This window comes from Xylophilus sp. GW821-FHT01B05 (assembly GCA_038961845.1).
Classification (GTDB): domain Bacteria; phylum Pseudomonadota; class Gammaproteobacteria; order Burkholderiales; family Burkholderiaceae_C; genus Xylophilus.
The window spans coordinates 1,795,578-1,817,724 of the sequence record CP152408.1; the positions used below are offsets into that span (position 1 = coordinate 1,795,578).

At 67.1% G+C, this 22,147-nt stretch carries 18 protein-coding genes; 4 read left to right on the plus strand and 14 right to left on the minus strand.

Going from position 1 to position 22,147, the window contains the following annotated elements:
* Nucleotides 1-167: 167 nt before the first annotated feature.
* The 13 genes from AAFF27_08455 to AAFF27_08515 form a co-directional block, all read right to left on the minus strand.
* On the minus strand, nucleotides 168-518 hold the full coding sequence (locus AAFF27_08455) for an FKBP-type peptidyl-prolyl cis-trans isomerase (GenBank protein XAH25208.1): 351 nt from the start codon (nucleotides 516-518) through the stop codon (nucleotides 168-170).
* 146 nt (nucleotides 519-664) lie between these two features.
* Nucleotides 665-973: a helix-turn-helix domain-containing protein gene (locus tag AAFF27_08460; GenBank protein ID XAH25209.1), complete on the minus strand. Its 309-nt coding sequence runs from the start codon at nucleotides 971-973 to the stop codon at nucleotides 665-667.
* 121 nt (nucleotides 974-1,094) lie between these two features.
* Nucleotides 1,095-1,559 (minus strand): MarR family transcriptional regulator, encoded by a 465-nt coding sequence (locus AAFF27_08465; GenBank protein XAH25210.1) that lies wholly within the window; start codon nucleotides 1,557-1,559, stop codon nucleotides 1,095-1,097.
* 48 nt (nucleotides 1,560-1,607) lie between these two features.
* A complete protein-coding gene (locus AAFF27_08470) occupies nucleotides 1,608-3,326 on the minus strand; it encodes a tannase/feruloyl esterase family alpha/beta hydrolase (protein XAH25211.1) in 1,719 nt (572 codons plus the stop codon).
* Nucleotides 3,327-3,517: 191 nt separating this feature from the next.
* Nucleotides 3,518-4,267 carry an ABC transporter ATP-binding protein gene (locus AAFF27_08475; GenBank protein XAH25212.1) on the minus strand — a complete coding sequence of 250 codons (750 nt, stop codon included), beginning with the start codon at nucleotides 4,265-4,267 and terminating at the stop codon, nucleotides 3,518-3,520.
* Nucleotides 4,267-6,075: a branched-chain amino acid ABC transporter ATP-binding protein/permease gene (locus AAFF27_08480; protein XAH25213.1), complete on the minus strand. Its 1,809-nt coding sequence runs from the start codon at nucleotides 6,073-6,075 to the stop codon at nucleotides 4,267-4,269. Before AAFF27_08480 ends, AAFF27_08475 begins: the two co-directional genes overlap by 1 nt.
* Nucleotide 6,076: 1 nt before the next feature.
* On the minus strand, nucleotides 6,077-7,114 hold the full coding sequence (locus tag AAFF27_08485) for a branched-chain amino acid ABC transporter permease (protein XAH25214.1): 1,038 nt from the start codon (nucleotides 7,112-7,114) through the stop codon (nucleotides 6,077-6,079).
* A gap of 79 nt (nucleotides 7,115-7,193) precedes the next feature.
* Nucleotides 7,194-8,327 carry an ABC transporter substrate-binding protein gene (locus AAFF27_08490; protein XAH25215.1) on the minus strand — a complete coding sequence of 378 codons (1,134 nt, stop codon included), beginning with the start codon at nucleotides 8,325-8,327 and terminating at the stop codon, nucleotides 7,194-7,196.
* Between the two features lie 238 nt (nucleotides 8,328-8,565).
* Nucleotides 8,566-9,555, minus strand: coding sequence for a Bug family tripartite tricarboxylate transporter substrate binding protein (locus tag AAFF27_08495; protein XAH25216.1), 990 nt, complete (start codon nucleotides 9,553-9,555; stop codon nucleotides 8,566-8,568).
* Nucleotides 9,556-9,590: 35 nt separating this feature from the next.
* Nucleotides 9,591-10,766 carry a porin gene (locus AAFF27_08500; protein ID XAH25217.1) on the minus strand — a complete coding sequence of 392 codons (1,176 nt, stop codon included), beginning with the start codon at nucleotides 10,764-10,766 and terminating at the stop codon, nucleotides 9,591-9,593.
* 172 nt (nucleotides 10,767-10,938) lie between these two features.
* Entirely contained in the window at nucleotides 10,939-11,703 is a 765-nt protein-coding gene (locus AAFF27_08505) for an SDR family NAD(P)-dependent oxidoreductase (protein XAH25218.1), read from the minus strand.
* Nucleotides 11,704-11,719: 16 nt separating this feature from the next.
* A complete protein-coding gene (locus AAFF27_08510; protein XAH25219.1) occupies nucleotides 11,720-13,615 on the minus strand; it encodes a feruloyl-CoA synthase in 1,896 nt (631 codons plus the stop codon).
* A 31-nt stretch (nucleotides 13,616-13,646) separates the two neighbouring features.
* Nucleotides 13,647-14,435, minus strand: a complete 789-nt coding sequence (locus AAFF27_08515; GenBank protein XAH25220.1) for a crotonase/enoyl-CoA hydratase family protein — start codon at nucleotides 14,433-14,435, stop codon at nucleotides 13,647-13,649.
* 114 nt (nucleotides 14,436-14,549) lie between these two features.
* On the opposite strand from AAFF27_08515, the gene AAFF27_08520 reads away from it, so the two are divergent.
* Nucleotides 14,550-15,410 carry an amidohydrolase family protein gene (locus tag AAFF27_08520; protein XAH25221.1) on the plus strand — a complete coding sequence of 287 codons (861 nt, stop codon included), beginning with the start codon at nucleotides 14,550-14,552 and terminating at the stop codon, nucleotides 15,408-15,410.
* Between the two features lie 130 nt (nucleotides 15,411-15,540).
* On the opposite strand, the gene AAFF27_08525 is transcribed toward AAFF27_08520, so the two are convergent.
* Nucleotides 15,541-16,143, minus strand: coding sequence for a TetR/AcrR family transcriptional regulator (locus tag AAFF27_08525; GenBank protein XAH25222.1), 603 nt, complete (start codon nucleotides 16,141-16,143; stop codon nucleotides 15,541-15,543).
* Nucleotides 16,144-16,293: 150 nt separating this feature from the next.
* Between AAFF27_08525 and AAFF27_08530 the strand changes: the two genes are divergently transcribed.
* Genes AAFF27_08530 through adeC form a run of 3 tightly spaced genes read left to right on the plus strand, consistent with a single transcriptional unit; the run spans nucleotide 16,294 to nucleotide 22,127 of the window.
* Nucleotides 16,294-17,493, plus strand: coding sequence for an efflux RND transporter periplasmic adaptor subunit (locus AAFF27_08530; protein ID XAH25223.1), 1,200 nt, complete (start codon nucleotides 16,294-16,296; stop codon nucleotides 17,491-17,493).
* Between the two features lie 22 nt (nucleotides 17,494-17,515).
* On the plus strand, nucleotides 17,516-20,674 hold the full coding sequence (locus tag AAFF27_08535) for an efflux RND transporter permease subunit (protein ID XAH25224.1): 3,159 nt from the start codon (nucleotides 17,516-17,518) through the stop codon (nucleotides 20,672-20,674).
* Between the two features lies 1 nt (nucleotide 20,675).
* Nucleotides 20,676-22,127: an AdeC/AdeK/OprM family multidrug efflux complex outer membrane factor gene (adeC, locus tag AAFF27_08540; GenBank protein ID XAH25225.1), complete on the plus strand. Its 1,452-nt coding sequence runs from the start codon at nucleotides 20,676-20,678 to the stop codon at nucleotides 22,125-22,127.
* The last annotated feature ends 20 nt before the right edge of the window (nucleotides 22,128-22,147 follow it).

Below are 22,147 nucleotides of genomic sequence, written 5' to 3' on the forward strand. Positions count from 1 at the left end.
GAACTGGCTTTGCCAGGCCGCTGGCGGTGCCTTGCAGACCGCGCCGGGCCAGTGGCCCGGCCCTTCGCCAGTCACGAAAGGTCCACCGGACCTTTCGTGTACGGGCTCAGCCCCCAGAAGGGGGTTGGCGAAGACACGAAGTGCGTAGCCTGGGGGCGAGCCGAAGTTCAGCCGAGCAATTCCACGTCGAACTTGAGCGTGGCGTTTGGCGGGATCACGCCACCGGCGCCGCGTGCGCCGTAGCCCAGGTTGGCGGGGATGATCAGCGTGCGCTGGCCGCCCACCTTCATGCCTTGCACGCCTTCGTCCCAGCCCTTGATCACCTGGCCGGCGCCCAGCGAGAACTGGAATGCGCTGTTGCGGTCGCGGCTGGAGTCGAACTTGGCGCCTTGCGTGCCGTCGTTGTAGAGCCAGCCGGTGTAGTGCACGCTGACCTGCTTGCCGGCAGTGGCTTCGGCGCCTTCGCCGATCTGGGTGTCTTCGTACTGCAGGCCGGAGGCGGTGGTGGTGAATGCCATGGTGTGTCCTTTGAAAGATGTGCTATACAAATAATAGCTATAAGCCGGCGCCAGGCAACGGCTTCGGCCGAAAATGACGTGAAAAATCCGGGCAGGGCCCGGTTGCTGGGGGAAGGGCGTGCCGACCTATGGCCGGCCGCCGCCGCTCAGGCCTTCTTGGGCAGGGTCTGCACCCAGCGGCCGGCAAACGCGTGCAGGTCGCTCAGGCGCTTGAGCAGGTCCTTGCCGGCTTCGGTGGTGGCGTAGCCGTCACCGCCGTGCAGTACCAGACCGGCTTCGCGCAGCTCTTTCAGGCGCGTGTTGAGCGTGTTGGGCGTGATGCCGCCCACGCTGTCTTGCAGCAGGCGGAAGGTTTGGTGGTGGCCGTCTTTCAGGGCCCAGAGCACGCGCATCGCGTAGCGCGATTCGAGCAGGTCGAACAGCTGGTAGATGGATGCGTTTTCTTTGGAGCTCATGCGCAGTTTCTCCTATGGCGCGAAGGGACGGGAACGTGAAGGGGCAATATAGCCCACATCGGCAAATGCTACAAGTTTAATAGCTAATGGCCGGCGCCTGGGCTGGGCGCCAGTGTCTGGGCTAAACGTAGATTTTCTGCAGCAGGCGGATCAGCGTCTTGCGCTCGGCGGTACTCAGGCGCTGCGTGGCCTCGACCTCGAGCGTGCGGGCCGTGGTCTCGGCCCGCGCTTCCAGGTCGAGCCCGTCATCGGTCAGGTGCAGGCCGACGGCGCGGCCGTCGGTGGGATGCGGCAGGCGCTGCAGCAGGCCGCGCGCGTCCAGGTCGTTGATGATGCCCACCAGGTTGGGCGGCTGGATCGCCAGCGTGGCGCAGAGCTGGCGCGAGGTGATGCCCGGGTTGTGCGCGATCAGCGACAGCACCGAGAAGCTGGCGACCTTCAGGTCGTGCTGCTGCATGTGGTGGGCGAAGCGATCCATGATCGCCAGCGAGGCCCGCCGCACGTTGTAGCCCGCCAACTCCTGGAGGTGCCGGGTGTCGACCTGGTCCACGGATGGCGGGGGCAAAGGCTTTTTGGAAGAAGGCATGCCACGGATTGTGGCAACAAAGCCGGCAGGGGGCTGCCGGCTTTGGGCTTATTGGCAGCTGAAGCTGGCGGCGCTCTCTACGTCACCACTGCCCTTGTAGCGCGCCACTTGCGGATAGGGGCAGAGCGGTCGGCTGCGGCTGGCGGACCAACTGGCCGGCACGTCTGCATTCACCGCGGCAGCGTTGCCTGCACCGCGCGCAGAGGCGGTCACGGCCTCTGGCGCCTGGCCTTTCTCGACCCAGTTGACCAGGGGCGTGAGCATGTCGAACTGGTCGGTGGCCGGGCCGCCCGAGCAGTGGTTCATGCCCGGCACCGGGTAGTAGCGCGCAAAGGTGTTGGCTGCGCCGTTGTTGGCGGCGCGCAGCGCGTCGTACCACTGGGCGGTGTCGTCGCTGGAGAAGATCGGGTCACTGGTGCCGTGGTAGAGCATCACCTTGGCGCCGCGGTTGCGCAGTGCCGACAGGTCGCTGAGGTTGGGCGGGAGCATGAAGGACAGGGCCGACTCGGTGTAGAGGCTGTTGGTCGCGCCGACGCTGCTCAGCATGTTGTCGATGTTGCCGGTCAGGGCGAAGTTCGGGCCGTTGAAGGTGGCGGCGGTTTGCGGCGGCACACCCCAGATCACGGCCACGCCGCCCGAGTCCAGGACCAGCGGGTTGTTGAACTTCCAGGTGGACCAGCCGGTCGTGGCCAAGCCTGCGTCATACGGGAAGCTGGTGTAGATCTTTGCGCCGGCGCTGGTGGTCGCGCCGCTGAACAGCGAGGCAATGGAGGTTTTCTGTGCCGAGCTCAGGCAACTGCCATCACGCGCGCCGCTGCAGGTCGGCACGTCGCGGTCGAGCTGGAAGGCGGTCTGGCAGGCGGCCACGTCCTGGACCAGGCCGTCCTTGACGCCGTCGAGCGCGTCGCACTTGGCCAGCACCGCGTTGGACACCAGCGTGCGTTCGGCCGTGGTGAAGCCGGTCGACAGGTCGCCCGGCGTACTGGCGAGCGCTGCGTACTTCTGCGCGCCTGCGATGTTGGCGATGGCCGCCAGCGGCAGCCGAAAGCCCGGGTCACCGACCAGGAAGCCGTCGTACTGATCGGCGTAGCGCGAGGCCGCGACCATGGTGTGGCGCCCGCCGTTGGAGCAGCCGCCGATATAGGAGCGGTCCGGCCCCTTGCCGTAGGCGGCCTGCAGCGCGCTCTTGGCCATGGGGGTGAGCTTGCCCACGGCCTGGTAGCCGTAGTCGAGCCGGGCCTGCGGGTCGATGCCGAAGAAGGGGCCCATGGAGCCGACGTGGCCGGCATCAGAGCTCAGCACCGCAAAGCCCATGTTCAGCGCGTTGTCCAGCGCGCCGCCGCCGTTGATGCCGCCGGTGGCGGTGACGACGCTGCCATCGATGCCGCCATTGGCCTGGTAGAAGAAGCGGCCGTTCCAGTTACGCGGCAGGCGCATCTCAAAGCCAATGGCGTAGTTCTGCCCATCGACCGGGCCCACGCGGTTGTACATGCTGCCGGTGAGCCGGCAATGCTCGCCAATGCTCTTGCCAGCGACCTGCAGCGTGCCCGCAGGGACCAGGGTTGCCGCGGTGATGCTGGTGTTGGCATACGCAAACCGGCTGGCCAGGTCGGCGCAGGACTGGAGCGTGGCAGGGGTGGCCGCGGCAAGCTGCGGCAGTGAGCTGCCGCTGCTGCCGCCACCGCAGGCGCCGAGCGCGACCACTGGCAGGACGGCGGCAGCCAGCCAGGCGGCGGGCCGGCGGCGTGGAATGGGGTGCTGGAACATGAGAAATGTCTCCTTCGCAGTGCAGGGTCTATGCCCTGAATGGTTATGGAAAAAAGTTATTTTCCATAACTAATATAGGAGCCCGAAGCGACAAGGTGATCAGGAGTTTCCCTAGCTGAGAACGGGGCGAGTAAACACAAGCGGCGCCCACCGGCAGGGCCAGTGGGCGCCGCTTTGTGGGGGCGGATGGGTCAGGCCGCGGGCCGCGCAGCGCCCAGGTAGGTGTCGATCACGCGCGGGTCGGTGGCCAGCTCGCGCGCGGGGCCGTGCAGGCCGATCTCACCCATCTCCAGCACATAGCCCTGGTCGGCCACCTCCAGCGCGGCGCGGGCGTTTTGCTCGACCAGCAGGATGGTGACGCCGGACTGGCGCAGGGTCTCTATGGTGCGGAAGATCTCCTTGATCACCAGCGGCGCCAGGCCCAGGCTGGGCTCGTCCAGCATGAGCAGTTGCGGGCGCGACATCAGCGCGCGGCCCACGGCCAGCATCTGGCGCTCGCCGCCCGAGAGCGTGCCGGCAAGCTGTGCGCGGCGCTCTTTCAGGCGCGGGAATAGCGCATAGACCTCGTCGAGCTGGCTGCGCCACTGCCGGTTGCCCAGGCGCCGCTGGCGAAAGCCGCCGAGTAGCAGGTTGTCTTCCACCGGCATGCTGCCGAACAGCTCGCGTTTCTCGGGCACCAGGGCAATGCCCAGCATCACGCGCTCTTCCAGCGGCAGCGCGCCGATGGGGCGGCCTTCGTATTCGAGCGTGCCGGTGCCGGGCTGCACGCCCATCAGCGTGTTGAGGAAGGTGGATTTGCCCGCGCCATTGGGGCCGATCACGGTCACCACGCTGCCGCGCGCGGCGTCCAGGTCGATGCCGTGCAGCACCTCGGCGCGGCCATAGCCGCCGCGCAGGCCGCGCACGCGCAGCAGTGGGGTGGATGTCGTCGTCGTGGCCATCAGTGTTCTGTTCCCAGGTAAGCCGCCCGAACCTTGGGGCTTTGCTGCACTTCGGCGGGCGTGCCCTCCATCAGGTGCGTGCCAAATTCCATCACCACCAGCCGGTCGCAGACATCCATCACCAGGCCCATGTCGTGTTCCACCAGCAGGATGCCCATGCCTTCGCCGCGCAGCTGGCGCAGCACGGCGGCCAGGGCCTGCTTCTCTTTGTGGCGCAGGCCGGCGGCGGGCTCGTCGAGCAGCAGCAGGGCTGGGTCGGCGCATAGCGCGCGGGCGATCTCCAGCAGGCGCTGCTGGCCCATGGCCAGGTTGCCGGCGAGCTGGTGCAGGTGTTCGCCCATGCCCACGCGCTCCAGCTGGCGTTGGGCTTCTTTGAACAGGCGGCGCTCTTCGGTGCGGTCGGTGCGCAGCATGGCGGCCAGCGCGCCCTTGCGGCTGCGCAGGTGCGCGCCCAAGGCGACGTTCTCCAGCACCGTCATGTCGGCGATCATCTTCACGTGCTGGAAGGTGCGCGAGACACCGCGCTGCGCAATGCGCCGCGCGCCCAGGCCACCGACCGATTCACCGCGAAAGCGCACCGCGCCGCCAGAGAGGGACAGCACGCCGGTGATCAGGTTGAAGGTGGTGGACTTGCCCGCGCCGTTGGGCCCGATCAGGCCGACGATTTCGCCCGCACGGGCGCTAAAGCTGATGTCGTTCACCGCCACCAGCCCGCCAAAGGTCTTGCGTATGGCCTCCACCTGCAGCACCACCGAACCCGGCGCCGGGCGCGCGCGCGCGGGCAGTGGCTCGGCGTCTTGCCAATCGACCGCACGCGGTGGGCGCGGCAGGCGCCGGTCGACAAAGTCCCAGAGCCCGTCGGGCAGGTACTTGAGCACCAGCACCAGCAGGATGCCGAACACGATCACCTCGTAGCTGCCGCTGGTGCCGATCAGCTTGGGCAGCAGTACCTGCAACTGGTCTTCCAGCAGCTTGACGATGCCCGAGCCGGCAATTGCGCCCCAGACCTGGGCCACGCCGCCCAGCACCGCCATGAACAGGTACTCGATGCCCATCTTCAGGCCAAAGGGCGATGGGTTGACCGTGCGCTGGAAGTGCGCAAACAGCCAGCCCGAGACAGAGGCGAACAGCGCTGCCAGCACAAAGATGCCGACCTTGTGGCGCAGCGTGTTGATGCCCATGGCCTCGGCCATTTGCGTGCCGCCGGCCAGCGTGCGAATGGCACGGCCGGTACGCGAATCCAGCAGCCGGATCAGCGCAAACGCGGCCAGCAGCACCAGCGCCCACACCAGCGCATAGAACACGCGCAGTTGCCCGATCTCAAGCCCGAACCACTGCAGGCCCTTGACGCCCAGGATGCCGTCGTATTTGCCGAGCGCGTCCAGGTTGCCCATCAGGTAATAGAGCGACAGCGCCCAGGCAATGGTCGCCAGCGGCAGGTAATGGCCGGACATGCGCAGCGTGATCGCGCCAATCACCAGTGCACTGATGCCAGTCAGCCCCAGGCCGATGAACAGCGTGAGCCAGGGCGACAGGCCCAGGTTCACCGTAAGGTAGGCCGTGGTGTAGGCGCCTATGCCGACAAAGGCCGCCTGGCCGAAGGAAGTGAGGCCGCCCACGCCGGTGAGCAGCACCAGGCCCAGCACCGGCAGCGCGTAGATGCCGATGTAGTTGAGCTGGATGATCCAGAAATCCGGCAGGGGCAGCAGCGGCAGCGAGATCAGCACCGCGACCAGCGCCAGGGCGCCGAAGCGGCGTGGCAGGCTGCGCGTGGCCACGGGGGAAGAGGGCAGGGTGGTGCTGGTCATCTCAATGCTCCTCGTCCGGGCCACTGCGCAATGAGCGCCACAACAACACCGGCAGCACGATGGTGAACACGATCACCTCCTTGAAGGAACTGGCCCAGAACGAGCCAAAGGCCTCGATCACGCCCACCGCCAGCGCGCCAAGCAGCGCGCCGGGGTAGCTGGACAGGCCGGCGATCACGCCCGCCACGAAGCCCTTCAGCCCGATCAGAAAGCCCGAGTCATAGAACACCGTGGTGGTCGGGCCGATCAACAGGCCCGACAGCGCGCCGATCAGGCCGGCCATGGCAAAGGTGAGTCGGCCCGCGCTTTGTGACGAGATGCCCATCAGCCGCGCACCCAGCCGGTTCACGGCCGTGGCACGCAGCGCCTTGCCGTACAGGCTGCGCTCGAAGAACAGCCACAGCAGCACGATCAGTGCCGCCGAGGCCGCAAAGATGATGATGGTCTGGCCGCTGAAGTTGACCGGGCCAGCGGCAAAGCGCACGTCCCAGAACGGTGGGTTGCGAAAGCCTTCCGCACCGAAGAACAGCAGGCCCAGGCCGGTCATGGCCAGGTGCACGCCAACCGAGACGATCAGCAGCACCAGGGTGCTGGCCCCTGCCAGCGACTGGTAGGCCACGCGGTAGACCAGCGGGCCGAAGGCGGTGACGATGCAGACCGTGAGCAGCGCCTGCACCGGCAGCGGCAGGCCATGCGGCGCGGCCCAGGCCGACACCGCCGCGATCACGGCCGGCGCGGCAAAGGTGCGCAGCCCGGCCTTGAGTGCCGCACCGGCACCGCGCCCTTCGCGCAGCCCTGCGGCCAGATCCATCAGCGCGGCGACTGCGGCCACGATCAGCAGCAGCCAGACGGTGCCGGGCACCTGCCCGGTCTGGAAGATCGCCAGCGTGAGCGCGCCATAGGCCACGAACTCACCCTGCGGGATGAAGATGACGCGGGTCACCGTGAAGACCAGCACAATGGCCATGCCCAGCAGCGCGTAGATCGCACCGTTGGTCAGGCCGTCCAGCAGAAGAATGCTGGCGATGGAGAAGTCCATAAGGGGGAGGCGTGGGTTCTTAAAACAAGCGGGCGACCAAGCCTGTACAGACCCGGCCGCCCGAAAAGGGAGAGGAAATTTACTGTTCGACCTTGAACTCGCCGTTGACGACCTTGAGCATCACGCCGGTCTCGTTGGTGTAGCCCCAGTGGTCTTGCGCCGTCCAGTCGAGCACGCCATGTGCCAGCACGGTGCGGCCCATGGTCTCAAAAGCGTCGCGCAGCGCGGCGCGGAACTCTGGCGTGCCGGGCTTGCCCTTCTTGAGGGCAATCGGTACGGCCTTCTCCAGCACCACCAGCGCGTCAGAGCCATGGCCCGCGAACTGGTTGCGCGAGCCCGGGCCGTAGGCCTTCTCGTACTGTTGCACAAAGGCGATGGCCATCTGCTTGGAGGGATGGCTGTCGGGCAACTGCTCGGCGATCACGGCCGGGCCGGAGACGACGAAGGTGCCGTCAGCGTCCTTGCCGGCGGTGCGCATCAGGTCGCGCGTGGCGGCGGCATGGGTCTGGTAGACCTTGCCCTTGTAGCCGCGCTCGATGATGGCTTTTTGCGGCATGCCGGCGCCGCTGCCCGATGCCACGATCAGGATCGCGTCAGGGTTGGCGGCGGTGAGCTTCAAGGCCTGCGCGGTCACGCTGGTGTCGGCGCGGGCGAAGCGCTCTACGCCGGTCACCTTGATGCCGTTCCTTTCGGCCACGGCACTGAAGTCCTTCAGCCACAGCTCGCCGTAGGCGTCGGTGTAGCCCAGGAAGCCGACCGTCTTCACGCCCTGCTTCTTCATGTGGTTGACCATGGCGAAGGCCATGACACCGTTGGACTGTGGCAAGCGGAACAGCCACTTGTCCTTGCCCGGCGGCAGGCCGGCCGGTGCGGTGGACAGCTGCGGTGTGCCGGACTCAGCCGTGACGTCGGCCATCGGGATGGTGACCGGCGTGGCGGTGGAGCCGACGATCACGTCGGCCTTGTCTTCGGTGATCAGGCGCTGCGTGGCCTTGACGCCGGCGGTGGGGTCGCTGGCGTCGTCCAGCACGATCACCTTGAGGTTCTCGCCGGCAATGGTCTTGGGCCACAGCGCGATGGCGTTCTTGACCGGAATGCCCAGGCCGGAGGCCGGACCGGTGAGCGGCTGCACGACGCCGATGGTGATGTCTGCATGCGCGGCGCCGAAGGCGGCAAGCAGCACGGCGGCAAGGGCGGTACGGGTGAGTTTCACGAAAAAGTCTCCTGCAGCATCAAGCTGGAAATGGTGCCCGCACCATACGGCATGCGGGCTTGCAACGGTCCCCGGATTTCCCCTCGAAAGGCCATGGCGCGCATCCGCTTGTCCGCGGCGCATGAGCACGACGCGGCCAAAGCCCGAAGACGCCGTGGAACCGGCTTTGCCGGGCCACTGGTGTCGTCCCCTGCAAGGGGGTTGGCGAAGACGCGAAGCGCGTAGCCTGGGGGGGGGCTCATGACTCTGCGCTGAAGCCGATCTTTTTCACCAGCGGGCCCCAGCGTTCGTACTCGGCCTGCTGCGAGGCGGCCATGGCCTCTTGCGTGGAGCCCTGCACGATCAGCCCGACCACGGCAAGGCTGTCGAGTACCGACTTCTCGCGCAGCGCCTGGTTGATCGCGGTGTTGGCCGCGGCCAGGGTGGCTGCCGGCGTGCGGGCCGGGGCGTAGAAGCCAAACCATTCCTCTGCCGTGAGGCCGGGCAGGCCCTGCTCGGCAAAGGTCGGCACGTCAGGCAGGAAGGGCGAGCGCTGGCGGCCCGAGGTGGCCAGCACGCGCAGCTTGCCGCCCTTGATGTGCGGCAGGTAGTCGCCGCTGGGCGTCATCATGGCGGCGATCTGCCCGCCCACGGTGTCGGTCACGCCAGGGATGGAGCCGCGATAAGGCACGTGCTTGAGCTCGGTATGCGTCTCTATGCCCAGCAGCGCGCCCAGGAAGTGCGGCAGCGATCCCGCACCGGGCGAGCCGTAGCTTGCGTCCTTGGGGTTGGCCTTGGCCCAGGCGATGAAGTCCTGCACCGTGCGCACCTCGGGCGGCACCATGGGGCCGACGGCCAGGCCGTGGTGCATCACCGCGCCGATGGATACCGGCGCAAAGTCCTCGGGCCGATAGCTGAGCTTGCTGTAGATGTGCGGGTAGGTGGACAGCGCCGACACCGGCGCCAGTGCCAGCACCGAGCCATCGGCCGGCGAGGCCTTGAGCGACTCCAGCGCGATGCGGCCACCGGCGCCGGGCTTGTTGTCGACCACCGCCGCGTTCTTGGTGTAGGCGCTGCCAGCCAGCTTCTCGCCCACGCGGCGCGCCACGCTGTCGCCCGAGCTGCCGGGCGGAAAGCCGTAGAAGATGCGCACCTGCTCCAGCGCCTGGGCGCTGGCCGGCAGTTGCAACAGGGGGCCGAGCGCGGCGGCGGCGCCTAGGGTGCGGACGAAATCGCGGCGGGTGGTCATGCTTGTCTCCTTGGAATGAAAGGGGTGGCGTGCGGTCAGAAGGCGTGCCGCACACCCAGGTTCACGCCGTTCTGTGAGGCACCGGCGGCAGGGTTGCTGCCTGCGGCGCCGCCGCTCACGGATACCGCGGCCAGGCGCTGGTTGCGGATGTGGCCGTACTGCGCGTAGATGGCCGTGCGCTTGGACAGGCTGTAGAGCAGTCGCGCCGCGATCAGCGATGAGTTGTAGTCGGACACGTCGCTGTAGCGCAGGGTGGACACCTGGCCGGTCAGCGTCAACTGCGAGCTGAGCGGGTAAGAGGCGCCCAGGTACCAGAGATTGCTGCGCGGCTTGACGGCGTCGCCGTCGTTCTCGCGGCGCAACACGCCGCCGCCGATCTTCACGTCCGACACCTGCACATAGGCGCCGAGCAGCAGGCGCTGGTCGGTCTTGTCGCTGCTGTTGAGGTTGTTGAAGATCAGGTCGGTGCTGGAGGCCGGCGTGCGGCCGTGCTGGGTGTCATAGGACAGCACGGCGCCCCACAGCGGCGTGTCGTACTTGGCCATCAAGGACCACTGGCGGCAGGCCGACTTGTCGGTGGAGCTCTCGCCCGCGCAATTGGTGCCGACGGGGCTGGGGCCGGCGTTGACCGTGTCGCGTCCCAGGCTGTACTGCGCACCGACCGAGAACGCACCAAAGCTGCCACGGTAGGCCAGGGCGTTGTCGGCGCGTGAGTTGGGAATGTAGGCGTCGAGCGAGCCGATGGCATACACCGCCGGCCCGATCACGTCGGAATCCTGCACGGCCCAGAACAGCATCGAATACTGGCGGCCCAGCATGACACTGCCCCAGGGACCTGCCAGACCCACATAGGACTGCCGCCCAAAGCCGCGGCCGCCCTGGCCCAGCGTGCCTTGGTCGGGGGCGATGCCCATTTCCAGCGTGAACACGGCGCGCAGCCCGCCGCCCAGGTCTTCCGAGCCGCGAAAGCCCAGGCGCGAAGGCAGCGTGCCGGTGTTGCTGGGCATGCGCGTCAGGTGCCCGGCGCCTGCACCGACCTTGTCGATGTATTCCACACCTACATCCAGCAAGCCGTAGATGCTGACGCTCGACGTGGGCGGTGTGCCCTGGGCATGCGCCGCGAGCGGCGCCAGCGCGGCGCCGGCGGCCAGGGCGGCGAGGCCGGCCCGGGTAGCGGCCCAGTTCCTGCGGGTGCTCTTGTTGCTTGTCATCGTCTCGTCTCCTCGTTGTCGTGGCGCGGGTTGGCCTGGCCGTCGTGCGCAGCCTGGACCATGGGCGCCTATCCCCATGAATGCCGCCCGGTCGGTGCGGCATGTGCGGTGGCACTCTGTGTGCGCGGCAGTCAGTGCTGCTGCGCCAAATTCATTTCCGTCGCGGGGCGGTCTAGCGTGGCGCCATGCGCAGTGCGCCATCGAGCCGTATCACCTCGCCATTGAGGTGGCCGTTCTGCACGATGTGCGCGGCCAGCTGCGCGAATTCTTCGGGCTTGCCCAGGCGCGGCGGGAAGGGAATGGACTTGGCCAGTGCCTCTTGCACGGCCTCGGGCAGTTCTTGCATCAGGGGCGTGGCAAACAGGCCGGGCGCAATGGTGCAGACGCGGATGCCGTGCTGCGCCAGGTCGCGCGCCATGGGCAATGTCATGCCGACCAAGCCGCCCTTGGAGGCGCTGTAGGCCTGCTGGCCCACTTGGCCGTCAAAGGCCGCGACCGATGCGGTGAACAGCATCACACCGCGCTCGCCGCCGTCCAGCGGATCGAGCTTGGCGCAGGCTGCGGCAAACAGGCGGCTGATGTTGTAGGTGCCCAGCAGGTTGACCCGGATCACGCGCTCGAACGCGTCCAGCGGCGCGGCAGAACCGTCTTTTTGTACTACGCGCTTGGCGCTGCCTATGCCGGCCACGTTCATCAGCAGGCGTGCCGGGCCGTGCGCGGCGGCGGCATGGGCCAGCGCGGCCTCCACGCTGGCGGTGTCGGTGATGTCGCAGCCGCAGGCCACGCCACCGATGTCGGCGGCGACTTTCTGTGCGCGTTCGATGTTCACGTCCAGCACCGCCACCTTGGCGCCCAGGCGGGCCAGTTCGCGTGCGGTGGCCTCACCCAGGCCCGATGCGCCGCCGGTGACGAGGGCGGCTTGTCCTTGCAATTGCATGACGCTTCCTTTGTGTTTAACGGGCGGTGGGTTGGGCAATGCCGGGTGCGCTGCCGTCGTGCAGCGCATCGACCAGCGCAGCGCGGTGCTTGAGTACGGCGCGCTGGTTGATCGAGCCCTTGTCGGTGACCTCGCCCAGGTCGATGGAGGGCGGCGTGCTCAGGATCAGCGCGCGCGCGATGCGGTTGGCGCTGCCGGTGGCGGTGGTGGCCAGGGTGTCGAGCAACTGCTGCAGCCATTGGCGCACGGGGGCGCTGGCGGCGACTTCTTCCATCGAGGTGCCGGCCGGCAGGCCTGACAGCCCGCGCAAGGCCTGAGTCGGGAACAGCAGGGCGCCGACCTCCTTCAGGTTGATGCCGGTCAGCACCGCGTCCTGCACATAGGGCGCACCGACGGCGGCGATCTTGGCGCGCAGCGGCCCCACGCTCACGAAGGTGCCGGTGGCGAGCTTGAAGTCTTCTGCGATGCGGCCATCAAAGCGCAGGCCGCGGTGGTGGTTGGCCGGGTCTATCCAGGCCACGGCGTCGCCGGTGGAGAAGAAGCCTTCTTCATCGAAAGCATCGCGCGTGGCTTCGTCGTTGCGCCAGTAGCCGGGCGTGATGTTGGGGCCGCGGTAGCGCACCTCGGTCTTGCCATCGACCTCCACCAGCTTGATGCGGATGCCCGCGGCCGGAAGGCCCAGGTCGCCCGAGGTGACCTCGGGGCCGGTGATGTAGAGCGCAAAGGGCGAGGACTCGGTCATGCCCAGGCCGGTGCCCATGACGATGCGCTCGCCCACCTCGGCCTCTTGCGTGCGGTGCAGGCTGTCCCACACCGGCTGGGCCAGCGCGGCGCCGGCGTAGAAGAACATCTTCACCCGCGACAGCAAGGTGCGGCGCAGCAGCGCGTCGTCCTGCATGGCCTGGGCGATGGCCTCGAAGCCGGTGGGTACGTTGAAGTAGATGGTGGGTGCGATCTCGCGCAGGTTGCGCAGGGTCTCGGCCATGCCGGCGGGCGTGGGCTTGCCGTCATCGATGTGCAGCGTGCCGCCGTTGTAGAGCACGATGCCCACGTTGTGGTTGCCGCCAAAGGTGTGGTTCCACGGCAGCCAGTCGATCAGCACCGGCGGCTCTGCTGCCAGCGCCGGGATGGACTGCAGCAGTTGCTGCTGGTTGGCGCACCACATGCGGTGCGTGTTGACCACGGCCTTGGGGTTCTTGGTGGAGCCTGAGGTAAACAAAAACTTGGTGATGGTGCCCGGGTGGATGGCGTGCATGGCGGCATCCACGGCCGGCGTGGCGGGGGTGCTCAGCAGCTCTGCCCAGGGCGTGCTCGCGCGGCCGGGTAGCGTGCCTTCGGCCAGCACCACTTCCACGTCGGCGCCCACCACGGCCTCGATGGCGCGGGCGTAGCGCTTGGCGTCGCTGGCAAACACCAGGCCCGGCGTGAGCGTGCCCAGCACATGGCGCAGCTTGTCGAAATCCTGGCTCACGGTGGAGTAGGCGGGCGACACCGGGCAGTGCGGAATGCCGGCGTAGAGGCAGCCCAGCGCCAGCAGTGCGTGCTCGATGCTGTTCTCGCTCAGGATCGCCACCGGCCGCTCGGCCGACAGGCCGCGTGCCAGCAGTGCCTGGCCAATGCTGCGCGCATGCTGCAGCGCCTGGGCATAGCTCACGTGCACCCAGTCGCCGGTGCTGCCGTCGGCATTGCGGCGGCGGCGCGCGATGTAGCTGCGGTCTGGCGTGGTCGCAGCCCAGTGCAGCAGGCGGTCGGTCATGCGGTGCGCGTAGGGCGCCAGTGGCAGCTCGGCCTCCAGGTATTGCACGCCCGGCGCGCCCTGCTGCAGCGTGGCCTGGGTGATGCCGAACTCCACGTGGCGGTAGCGCGGCGCCGCCGGCGTGGCGGGCCGGTCCAGGGTGTTTGTCTCGCTCATGGGTTTCCTTCCTTTGGTGCGGCTGATGGACTCAGCTCTTGGCGACCTTGGCGGCCTTGCCATCCAGGAAGGCGCGCACGCGCTCCTTGGCTTCGGGGGCGCTCTGGGCAATGGCGGCCATCAGCGCTTCGGTGAAGAAGCCTTGGTCGGCTGGCTGCTCGGCAATGCGGGGCAGGGCGTGCATCAGCGCGTAGTTGGTGAGCGGTGCGTTCTCGGCCACGCGCGCAGCCAGTTCCAGCGCCTTGTCAAAGGCCGTGCCCTCGGGCACCAGGTACTGGGCAAAGCCGGCACGCTCGCCGTCTTCTGCGTTGTAGACGCGGCCGGTCAGCATCATGTCGGTCATGCGCGCCGCGCCGATCAGCTTGGGGATGCGCACCGAGCCGCCACCGCCCACGAAGATGCCGCGCGAGCCCTCGGGCAGCGCGTAGAAGGTGCTGCTGTCGGCCACGCGGATGTGGCAGGCGCTGGCCAGCTCCAACCCGCCGCCCACCACCGCGCCATGCAGCGCCGCAATCACCGGCACCGGGCCAAACTGCACCCGCTCCAGCGCGGCGTGCCACATGCGCGAATGGTGCAGGCCGGCGCCGGCGTCGCGCTCTTTCAGCTCCGACAGATCCAGGCCGGCGCAGAAGTGCGGGCCTTCGCCGTCGATCACGGCGGCGCGCACGGTGTCAGGCAAATGGTCGAAGGTGTCGCGCAGCGCCAGGATCACGCCATCAGACAGCGCATTGCGCTTGGCCGGGCGCGCCAGCCGCACGATGGCGACCGGGCCGCGCAGCTCCAGCTGGACGAAGGAAGAAGAAGCGTTGGAAGATGTCATGGAGATATTTGCCAAATGAGTGGATTATTGTTATAAAAAATAACTAGTTCAACGGGGTGAACCCATCTTGTTGCACAGTATTTACCCTGAGAAAGCATTGCGCTGGAGACACCCATGGACCACGAAAACCTGATCGCCATAGACATCCACACCCACGCCGAAGTGAGCTGCTGGAACCCCTTCGACAACTACGGCGAGGAGTACGACCGCGCGGCGGATAAGTACTTCAAAAATGGCCGCCGCCCGACCATCCAGGAGACCATCGACTACTACCGCAAGATCAAGATCGGCCTGGTGATGTTCACCGTGGATGCCGAGTCAAAACTCGGCCGCCGCCGCATCCCCAACGAAGAGATCGCCGAGGCCGCGCAGAAGAACAGCGACATGATGATGTGCTTCGCCAGCATCGACCCGCACAAGGGCAAGATGGGCGCGCGCGAGGCCGAGCGGCTTATAAAAGAGCACGGCGTGAAGGGCTTCAAGTTCCATCCCACGGTGCAGGGCTTTCACCCCTACGACAAGATGGCCTGGCCGATCTACGAGGTGATCAACGAACACAAGTTGCCGGCGATTTTTCACACCGGCCACAGCGGCATCGGCAGCGGCATGCGCTGCGGCGGCGGCCTGCGGCTGGAGTACAGCAACCCCATGCATCTGGACGACGTGGCGGTGGACTTCCCCGACATGCAGATCGTCATGGCCCACCCCAGCTTCCCCTGGCAGGACGAGGCCCTGAGCGTGGCCACGCACAAGCCCAACGTCTGGATCGACCTGTCGGGCTGGAGCCCCAAGTACTTCCCCAAGCAGCTCGTGCAGTACGCCAACACGCTGCTGAAGGACCGCATTCTGTTTGGCAGCGACTACCCGCTGATCACGCCCGAGCGCTGGATGAAGGACTTCGAAGAAGCCGGCTTCAAGCCCGAGGTGATGCCCGGCATCCTGAAGGGCAATGCGGTGCGGCTGCTGGGGCTTTAGCGCCAGCGGGTGGTCATTTGAGTGCTATTGAATGAATAGCTTAATGTCCAGGTGAAAACTACGTTTCAGACAGTTTTGTACCTGAAGTGAAGATAGTGCTTGGGCATGGCACTATCATTTTTGAGGATGCTCAGGCAGCGTACGCCGCCAAGAACACCGCCACCGTGCGTTCGACGATCTGCTTGATCTGTTGGCGTGTGGGTGCGGCGCTTACGCCCATCAGGGTGCGGTTCATGGTTTCGCTGCTCAGCAAGCCCTGCAGGTGCATGGCCGCAATCGCTGGGTCCGCCTGCTTGAGCCGGCCGCTCTCCATTTCTGCCTGAAGAAACGCGGCCACCGTGGCCTCGCCGCGTTGCGGCCCCAGCTCGAAGAAGCGGCGGCCGATGTCGGTGGTGCCGGCCTGCGCCACCACCATGCGGTAGCCGCCGGTGGCCTCTGGTGTGCAGATGAAGGACACGAACTTTTCGCCAAAGCGGCGCAGCACGCGCGGCAGGTCGGCCGCGCCCGGCACCAGCTCGTCGAAGGCGGGGCCCAGGTGGCGGTTGCCGATGTAGATGGTGACGCCCAGAAACAGATCCTGCTTCGACGGGAAGTAGCTGTAGAGCGTGACCTTGGAGCCGCCCATGCGCGCGGCGATCTCGTCCATCGACGTCCGTTCGTAGCCCATTTCCTGGAACACCTGCGCCGCGATCTCCAGGATCGATTCCCTCTTTGCCTCGGTTTTTACTCTCACGTCAATGCCTTTATTTTGAACTCGTGAGTTCATTATTGGGTTGCATTTCATTGTAGTCAAAGCTTATACTGAACTTGCGAGTATGTTTAAACGAGGCTGCATCCAGATGGTGGACGCAGCCTTTACGCCTTGTGCAAGGAGCTTTTCCTCATGTCTTCGACCCATTCCCTGGCCAGCGGCAGCGCAATGCTTGTGCTGGTGTCGGTGCTGCTCACGGCTTGCGGAGACCCTCCGGGTGGCCCGCCGCCCGGGCCCTCGGGGCCGCCGCAGGTCAGCGTGCAGGTGGTGCAGCCGCAGCGCCTTGCACTCGATACCGAACTGCCGGGCCGCACCGTGCCCTACCAGATCGCCGACGTGCGCCCGCAGGTCACCGGCCTGATCCAGGCGCGCAGCTTTCAGGAAGGCAGCCTGGTGAAGGCGGGCCAGCCGCTGTACCAGATCGACCCGGCCAGCTACCAGGCCAGCTATGACAGCGCGCGCGCCACGCTGGCCAAGAGCGAGGCCAGCCTGCGCACGACGCGGCTGAAGTCCGAGCGCTACAGCGAGCTGGTGGCGATCAAGGCCGTCAGCCAGCAAGACCAGGACGACGCCTCGGCGGCGCTGCAGCAAGGCGAGGCCGACGTGGCCGCAGCCAAGGCCGCGCTGGAGACGGCGCGCATCAACCTGGCCTACACCCGGCTGGTGTCGCCGATCAGCGGGCGCATTGGCAAGTCATCGGTGACGCCGGGGGCGTTGGTCACGGCCAACCAGGCGACGTCGCTCTCCACCGTGCAGCAGATGGACCCGATCTATGTCGATGTGACCCAGTCCAGCAGTGCGGTGCTGCGGCTAAAGCGTGCGCTGGCGCAGGGCGACCTGAAGGGCGGCGGCGCCAATTCCGCCGTCGTCAAGCTGCTGCTGGAAGACGGCAGCACCTACCCGCTCACCGGCAAGCTGCAGTTCTCTGACGTGACGGTGGACCAGGGCACGGGCGCCATCACCCTGCGCGCGGTGTTCCCCAACCCCAAGGCCGACCTGCTGCCCGGCATGTATGTGCGTGCCGTGGTGGAAGAGGGCGTGAACGACCAGGCCCTACTGGTGCCGCAGCCGGCCGTCAGCCGCGACGCCACCGGCAAGCCCGTGGCCTATGTGGTGGATGCCGATGGCAAGCTTGAATCGCGGGCCATCACCACCGAGCGCGCCATTGGCGACCAATGGCTGGTGAGCTCCGGCCTGCAGGCCGGCGACCGCCTGGTGGTGGAAGGGCAGCAGAAGGCGCAGCCGGGCCAGGCGGTGAAGGTCGTGCCGCTGGCCACGGTGCCGGCAGCGAAGCTGGCCAGCAGTGTCCCCGCGCACGCGGCGGCCAACTGACGCGCGCCAGGAGTTCAGCACCATGGCTCGTTTTTTCATCGATCGCCCGATCTTCGCCTGGGTACTTGCCATCATCGTGATGCTGGCGGGTGTGATGGCCATCAAGACCCTGCCGATCGCGCAATACCCCACCATCGCACCGCCGGCGGTTGCGATATCGGCCAGCTACCCGGGCGCCTCTGCCAAGACGCTGGAAGACACGGTGACCCAGGTCATCGAGCAGAAGATGAAGGGCCTGGACCGGCTGGCCTACATGTCTTCCACCAGCGAATCGACCGGCAGCGTGACCATCACGCTGACCTTCGAGAACGGCACCGATCCCGACACCGCCCAGGTGCAGGTACAGAACAAGCTGTCGCTGGCCACGCCGCTGCTGCCGCAAGAAGTGCAGCAGCAGGGCCTGCAGGTCACCAAGTCGGCCAGCAACTTCCTGAACGTGCTGGCCTTTGTGTCGCAAGATGGCAAGCTCAGCGGTGCCGACCTCTCCGACTATGTGGCGGCCAATGTGCAGGACGCGATCAGCCGCGTCGAAGGCGTGGGCGACACCACGCTGTTTGGTGCGCAGTACGCGATGCGCATCTGGCTCGATTCGAGCAAGCTCAACAGCTTCAAGCTGACGCCGCTCGACGTGAAGACCGCCATCCAGGCGCAGAACGCGCAGGTGTCGGCCGGGCAATTGGGCGGCCTGCCTGCGGTGCAGAACCAGCAGCTCAACGCCACCATCACCGCGCAGACGCGGCTGAAGACGGCGGGGGAGTTCGAGGCCATCCTGCTGCGCACGCAGGCCGACGGCTCGGCCGTGCGCCTGCGCGACGTGGCCCGCATCGAGCTGGGCAGCGAGAACTACGCCAACGTCAGCCGCTTCAACGGCAAGCCGGCGGCAGGCCTGGCGATCAAGCTCGCCACCGGCGCCAATGCGCTCGACACCGTGCGCGGCATCGACGCCAAGGTGGACGAACTGCGCAAGTTCTTCCCGACGGGCGTGGAGGTGATCAAGCCCTACGACACCACGCCCTTCGTGCGCATCTCGATCGAAGAGGTGGTGAAGACGCTGATCGAGGCCATCGTGCTGGTGTTCTGCGTGATGTACCTGTTCCTGCAGAACTTCCGCGCCACGCTGATCCCGACCATCGCCGTGCCGGTGGTGCTGCTGGGCACCTTCGGCGTGCTGGCGGCCTTTGGCTATTCGGTCAACACACTGACCATGCTGGCCATGGTGCTGGCGATTGGCCTGCTGGTGGATGACGCCATCGTGGTGGTCGAGAACGTCGAGCGCGTGATGAGCGAGGAGGGGCTGTCGCCGCTCGAGGCCACGCGCAAGTCCATGGGGCAGATCACCGGCGCGCTGGTGGGCGTGGCGATGGTGCTGGCGGCGGTGTTCGTGCCCATGGCTTTCTTTGGAGGCTCGACCGGCGTGATCTACCGCCAGTTCACGGTCACCATCGTGTCGGCGATGACGCTGTCGGTGCTGGTGGCGATGGTGCTTACGCCCGCGCTGTGCGCCACGCTGCTCAAGCCCGTGGAGAAGGGCCACGCGCTGGCCACCACCGGCTTCTTTGGCGCGTTCAACCGCCTGTTCGACCGCAGCAACCGTGGCTACCAGGGCGTGGTGCGGCACATGATTGGCCGTGGCTGGCGCTACATGGCGGGCTACGCGGTGCTGGTGCTGATGGTGGGCTTTGTGTTCGCCAAGATCCCGGCCGGCTTCCTGCCGGACGAAGACCAGGGCTCGCTGTTTGCGCTGGTGCAACTGCCGCCGGGCGCCACGCAGGAGCGCACGCTGAAAGTGATCGAGCAGGTCGAGCACCACTTCCTGGTAGACCAGAAGGATGCGGTCGATTCCATCTTCTCGGTGGCCGGCTTCAGCTTTGCCGGCAGCGGGCAGAACACCGGCTTTGCCTTCGTCAAGCTCAAGCCCTGGGGCGAGCGCACGCGCGCCGACCTGAAGGCCGCGGCCGTGGCCAACAAGGCCATGGGCTACTTCGCGCAGTTGCGCGACGCCACGGTGTTTGCCTTTGCGCCGCCAGCCGTATCTGAGCTTGGCAACGCCAGCGGCTTTGACCTGATGCTGCAGGACCGCGCCAACCTGGGCCACGACGCGCTGATGAAGGCGCGCAACCAGTTGCTGGGCGCCTTGAAGAAGGAGCCCGGCCTGGTGGCGGTGCGGCCCAACGGCATGGAAGACACGCCCGAGTTCCGGCTTGATATCGACGAGCACAAGGTGGGCACGCTGGGCCTGACCATGTCTGACGTCAACGACACCTTCTCGGCTGCCTGGGGCAGCAGCTATGTCAATGACTTCATTGACAAGGGGCGGGTGAAGAAGGTCTTCCTGCAGGCCGATGCGCCCTTCCGCATGTTGCCGGGCGACATCGACAACTGGTTCGTGCGCAACAGCAGCGGAGCGATGGTGCCGTTCAACGCATTCGCCACGGCCAGCTGGAGCTCTGGCTCGCCGCGGCTGGAGCGCTACAACGGCGTGCCCTCGGTCGAGATCCTGGGCATGGCCATGCCCGGCAAGTTGTCCAGCGGGCAGGCGCTGGACCTGGTGGAGCGCCACGCGGCCGAGCTGCCGCCCGGCATCGGCTACGAGTGGACCGGCATCTCGCGCCAGGAGCGCGCGGCAGGCGGCCAGTCGGCCATGCTATATGCGCTTTCCATCCTGGTCGTGTTCCTGTGCCTGGCCGCGCTGTACGAGAGCTGGTCCATCCCGTTCTCGGTGATCCTGGTGGTGCCGCTGGGCGTGCTGGGCACGCTGGTCGGTGCGCTGCTGACCTGGAAGATGAACGACGTGTACTTCCAGGTCGGCCTGCTGACAACGGTGGGGCTGGCGTCGAAGAACGCCATCCTGATCGTCGAATTCGCCAAGGACCTGGCGGCCCAGGGCATGGGCGTGGCCGAGGCGGCCCTGACCGCCGCGCGCATGCGGCTGCGCCCGATCCTGATGACCTCGCTGGCCTTCATCCTGGGCGTGCTGCCGCTGATGCTGGGCAAGGGCGCCGGCGCCGGCGCGCAGAACGCGCTGGGCACGGCCGTGGTCGGCGGCATGGTCTCGGGCACGGTGTTGGCGATCTTCTTCGTGCCCCTGTTCTTCGTGATCGTGCGCCGCCTGTTCGAGAAGCGGCCCAAGCCCGCAGCCACGCAGACGCGCACCGATACCCCCTTGCTGGAAGGCCATTGACATGACCCGCTTGACCTGGATCACCCTTGCCTGCACGGCGGCCCTGGCCGGCTGCAGCCTGATGCCCGCCTATGAGCAGCCCGCGCTGCCGGTGCCAGCCGCCTACCCGGTGACCGTGCCGGCACCGGCTGACGCCGCTGCGGCGGCCGACATCGGTTGGCGCGAATTCTTCGCCGACGAGCGCCTGCGCCAGGTGGTGGCGCTGGCGCTGGCCAACAACCGCGACCTGCGCGTGGCGGCGCTGAACATAGAGAAGGCGCGTGCGCAGTACCGCGTGCAGAAGGCCGACCTGTACCCCAGCGTCAACGCCACGGGGAGCGGCAGCGGCAGCCGCACGCCGGCCGCGTTGTCCAGCACCGGCCAAACGCTGGTCGCGCATAGCTACAGCGCGGGCGTGGGCGTCAGCGCCTACGAGGTCGACCTGTTCGGCCGCGTGCGCAGCCTGAGCACGCAGGCGCTGGAGCAGTACCTGGCCACCGAAGAGGCGCGGCGCAGCACGCACATCAGCCTGGTGGCCGAGGTGGCCAACGCCTACCTGACGTTTGCTGCCGACCAGGAGCGCCTGGCGCTGGCGTACAGCACGCTGGCAAGCCAGAGCGAGTCGTACCGGCTCAGCCAGCGCAGCTTCGAGGTCGGCGTCATGACGGCGCTGGCGCTGCGGCAGGCGCAGACCAGCGTTGACAGCGCGCGCGTCGACGTGGCGAGCTACACCGCGCAGGTCATGCAAGACCGCAACGCGCTGGTGCTGCTGGTGGGTTCGGAGGTGCCGGATGAGCTGATGCCCATCAGTCTGGCCGACTCACTCAACGCACTGCCCGAGCTGCCCAGCGGCCTGCCTTCGGCGCTGTTGCAACGCAGGCCCGACATCCTGCAGGCCGAGCACACGCTCAAGGCCGCCAACGCCAACATCGGCGCGGCGCGCGCGGCCTTCTATCCCAGCATCAGCCTGACCGCCTCGGCGGGCTCGTCGAGCGCGGCCCTGTCGGACCTGTTCCGCGCCGGCTCGGGCACCTGGAGCTTCATGCCGCAGATCTCGCTGCCCATCTTCGATGGCGGCGCCAACCGCGCCAACCTCGACATCGCCAAAATCAGCCGCGACATCAACGTGGCCCAGTACGAGAAGGCAGTGCAGACGGCCTTCCGCGAAGTGTCTGATGCGCTGGCCCAGCGCAGCACCATCGACCACCAGCTGGAGGCGCAGCAGTCACTGGTGGCCGCCACGACTGAGAGCGACGAGCTGTCACGCGCACGCTTCTCGCGCGGCATAGACAGCTACCTCTCGGTGCTGGACTCGCAGCGCTCGCTCTACAGCGCGCAGCAGAACCTGATCGGCACGCGCCTGTCGCGGGTGTCCAACCTGGTCACGCTGTACAAGGTGCTGGGCGGTGGCTGGGATGAAGAGAGCCGCAGTGCAGCGGTGACAAAGTCCGCCGCCCCCGGCGCTGGCGGCTGAAGAAAAAAACTTTTTGACTG

What these genes read in the sequence shown, in the direction of transcription:
- AAFF27_08485 (XAH25214.1), bottom strand. Translation starts at nt 7,114, where the DNA reads ATGGACTTCTCCATCGCCAGCATTCTTCTGCTGGACGGCCTGACCAAC.
- AAFF27_08520 (XAH25221.1), top strand. Translation starts at nt 14,550, where the DNA reads ATGGACCACGAAAACCTGATCGCCATAGACATCCACACCCACGCCGAA.
- AAFF27_08460 (XAH25209.1), bottom strand. Translation starts at nt 973, where the DNA reads ATGAGCTCCAAAGAAAACGCATCCATCTACCAGCTGTTCGACCTGCTC.
- AAFF27_08480 (XAH25213.1), bottom strand. Translation starts at nt 6,075, where the DNA reads ATGACCAGCACCACCCTGCCCTCTTCCCCCGTGGCCACGCGCAGCCTG.
- AAFF27_08465 (XAH25210.1), bottom strand. Translation starts at nt 1,559, where the DNA reads ATGCCTTCTTCCAAAAAGCCTTTGCCCCCGCCATCCGTGGACCAGGTC.
- AAFF27_08510 (XAH25219.1), bottom strand. Translation starts at nt 13,615, where the DNA reads ATGAGCGAGACAAACACCCTGGACCGGCCCGCCACGCCGGCGGCGCCG.
- AAFF27_08535 (XAH25224.1), top strand. Translation starts at nt 17,516, where the DNA reads ATGGCTCGTTTTTTCATCGATCGCCCGATCTTCGCCTGGGTACTTGCC.
- AAFF27_08495 (XAH25216.1), bottom strand. Translation starts at nt 9,555, where the DNA reads ATGACCACCCGCCGCGATTTCGTCCGCACCCTAGGCGCCGCCGCCGCG.
- AAFF27_08500 (XAH25217.1), bottom strand. Translation starts at nt 10,766, where the DNA reads ATGACAAGCAACAAGAGCACCCGCAGGAACTGGGCCGCTACCCGGGCC.
- AAFF27_08475 (XAH25212.1), bottom strand. Translation starts at nt 4,267, where the DNA reads ATGGCCACGACGACGACATCCACCCCACTGCTGCGCGTGCGCGGCCTG.
- adeC (XAH25225.1), top strand. Translation starts at nt 20,676, where the DNA reads ATGACCCGCTTGACCTGGATCACCCTTGCCTGCACGGCGGCCCTGGCC.
- AAFF27_08470 (XAH25211.1), bottom strand. Translation starts at nt 3,326, where the DNA reads ATGTTCCAGCACCCCATTCCACGCCGCCGGCCCGCCGCCTGGCTGGCT.
- AAFF27_08530 (XAH25223.1), top strand. Translation starts at nt 16,294, where the DNA reads ATGTCTTCGACCCATTCCCTGGCCAGCGGCAGCGCAATGCTTGTGCTG.
- AAFF27_08505 (XAH25218.1), bottom strand. Translation starts at nt 11,703, where the DNA reads ATGCAATTGCAAGGACAAGCCGCCCTCGTCACCGGCGGCGCATCGGGC.
- AAFF27_08515 (XAH25220.1), bottom strand. Translation starts at nt 14,435, where the DNA reads ATGACATCTTCCAACGCTTCTTCTTCCTTCGTCCAGCTGGAGCTGCGC.
- AAFF27_08455 (XAH25208.1), bottom strand. Translation starts at nt 518, where the DNA reads ATGGCATTCACCACCACCGCCTCCGGCCTGCAGTACGAAGACACCCAG.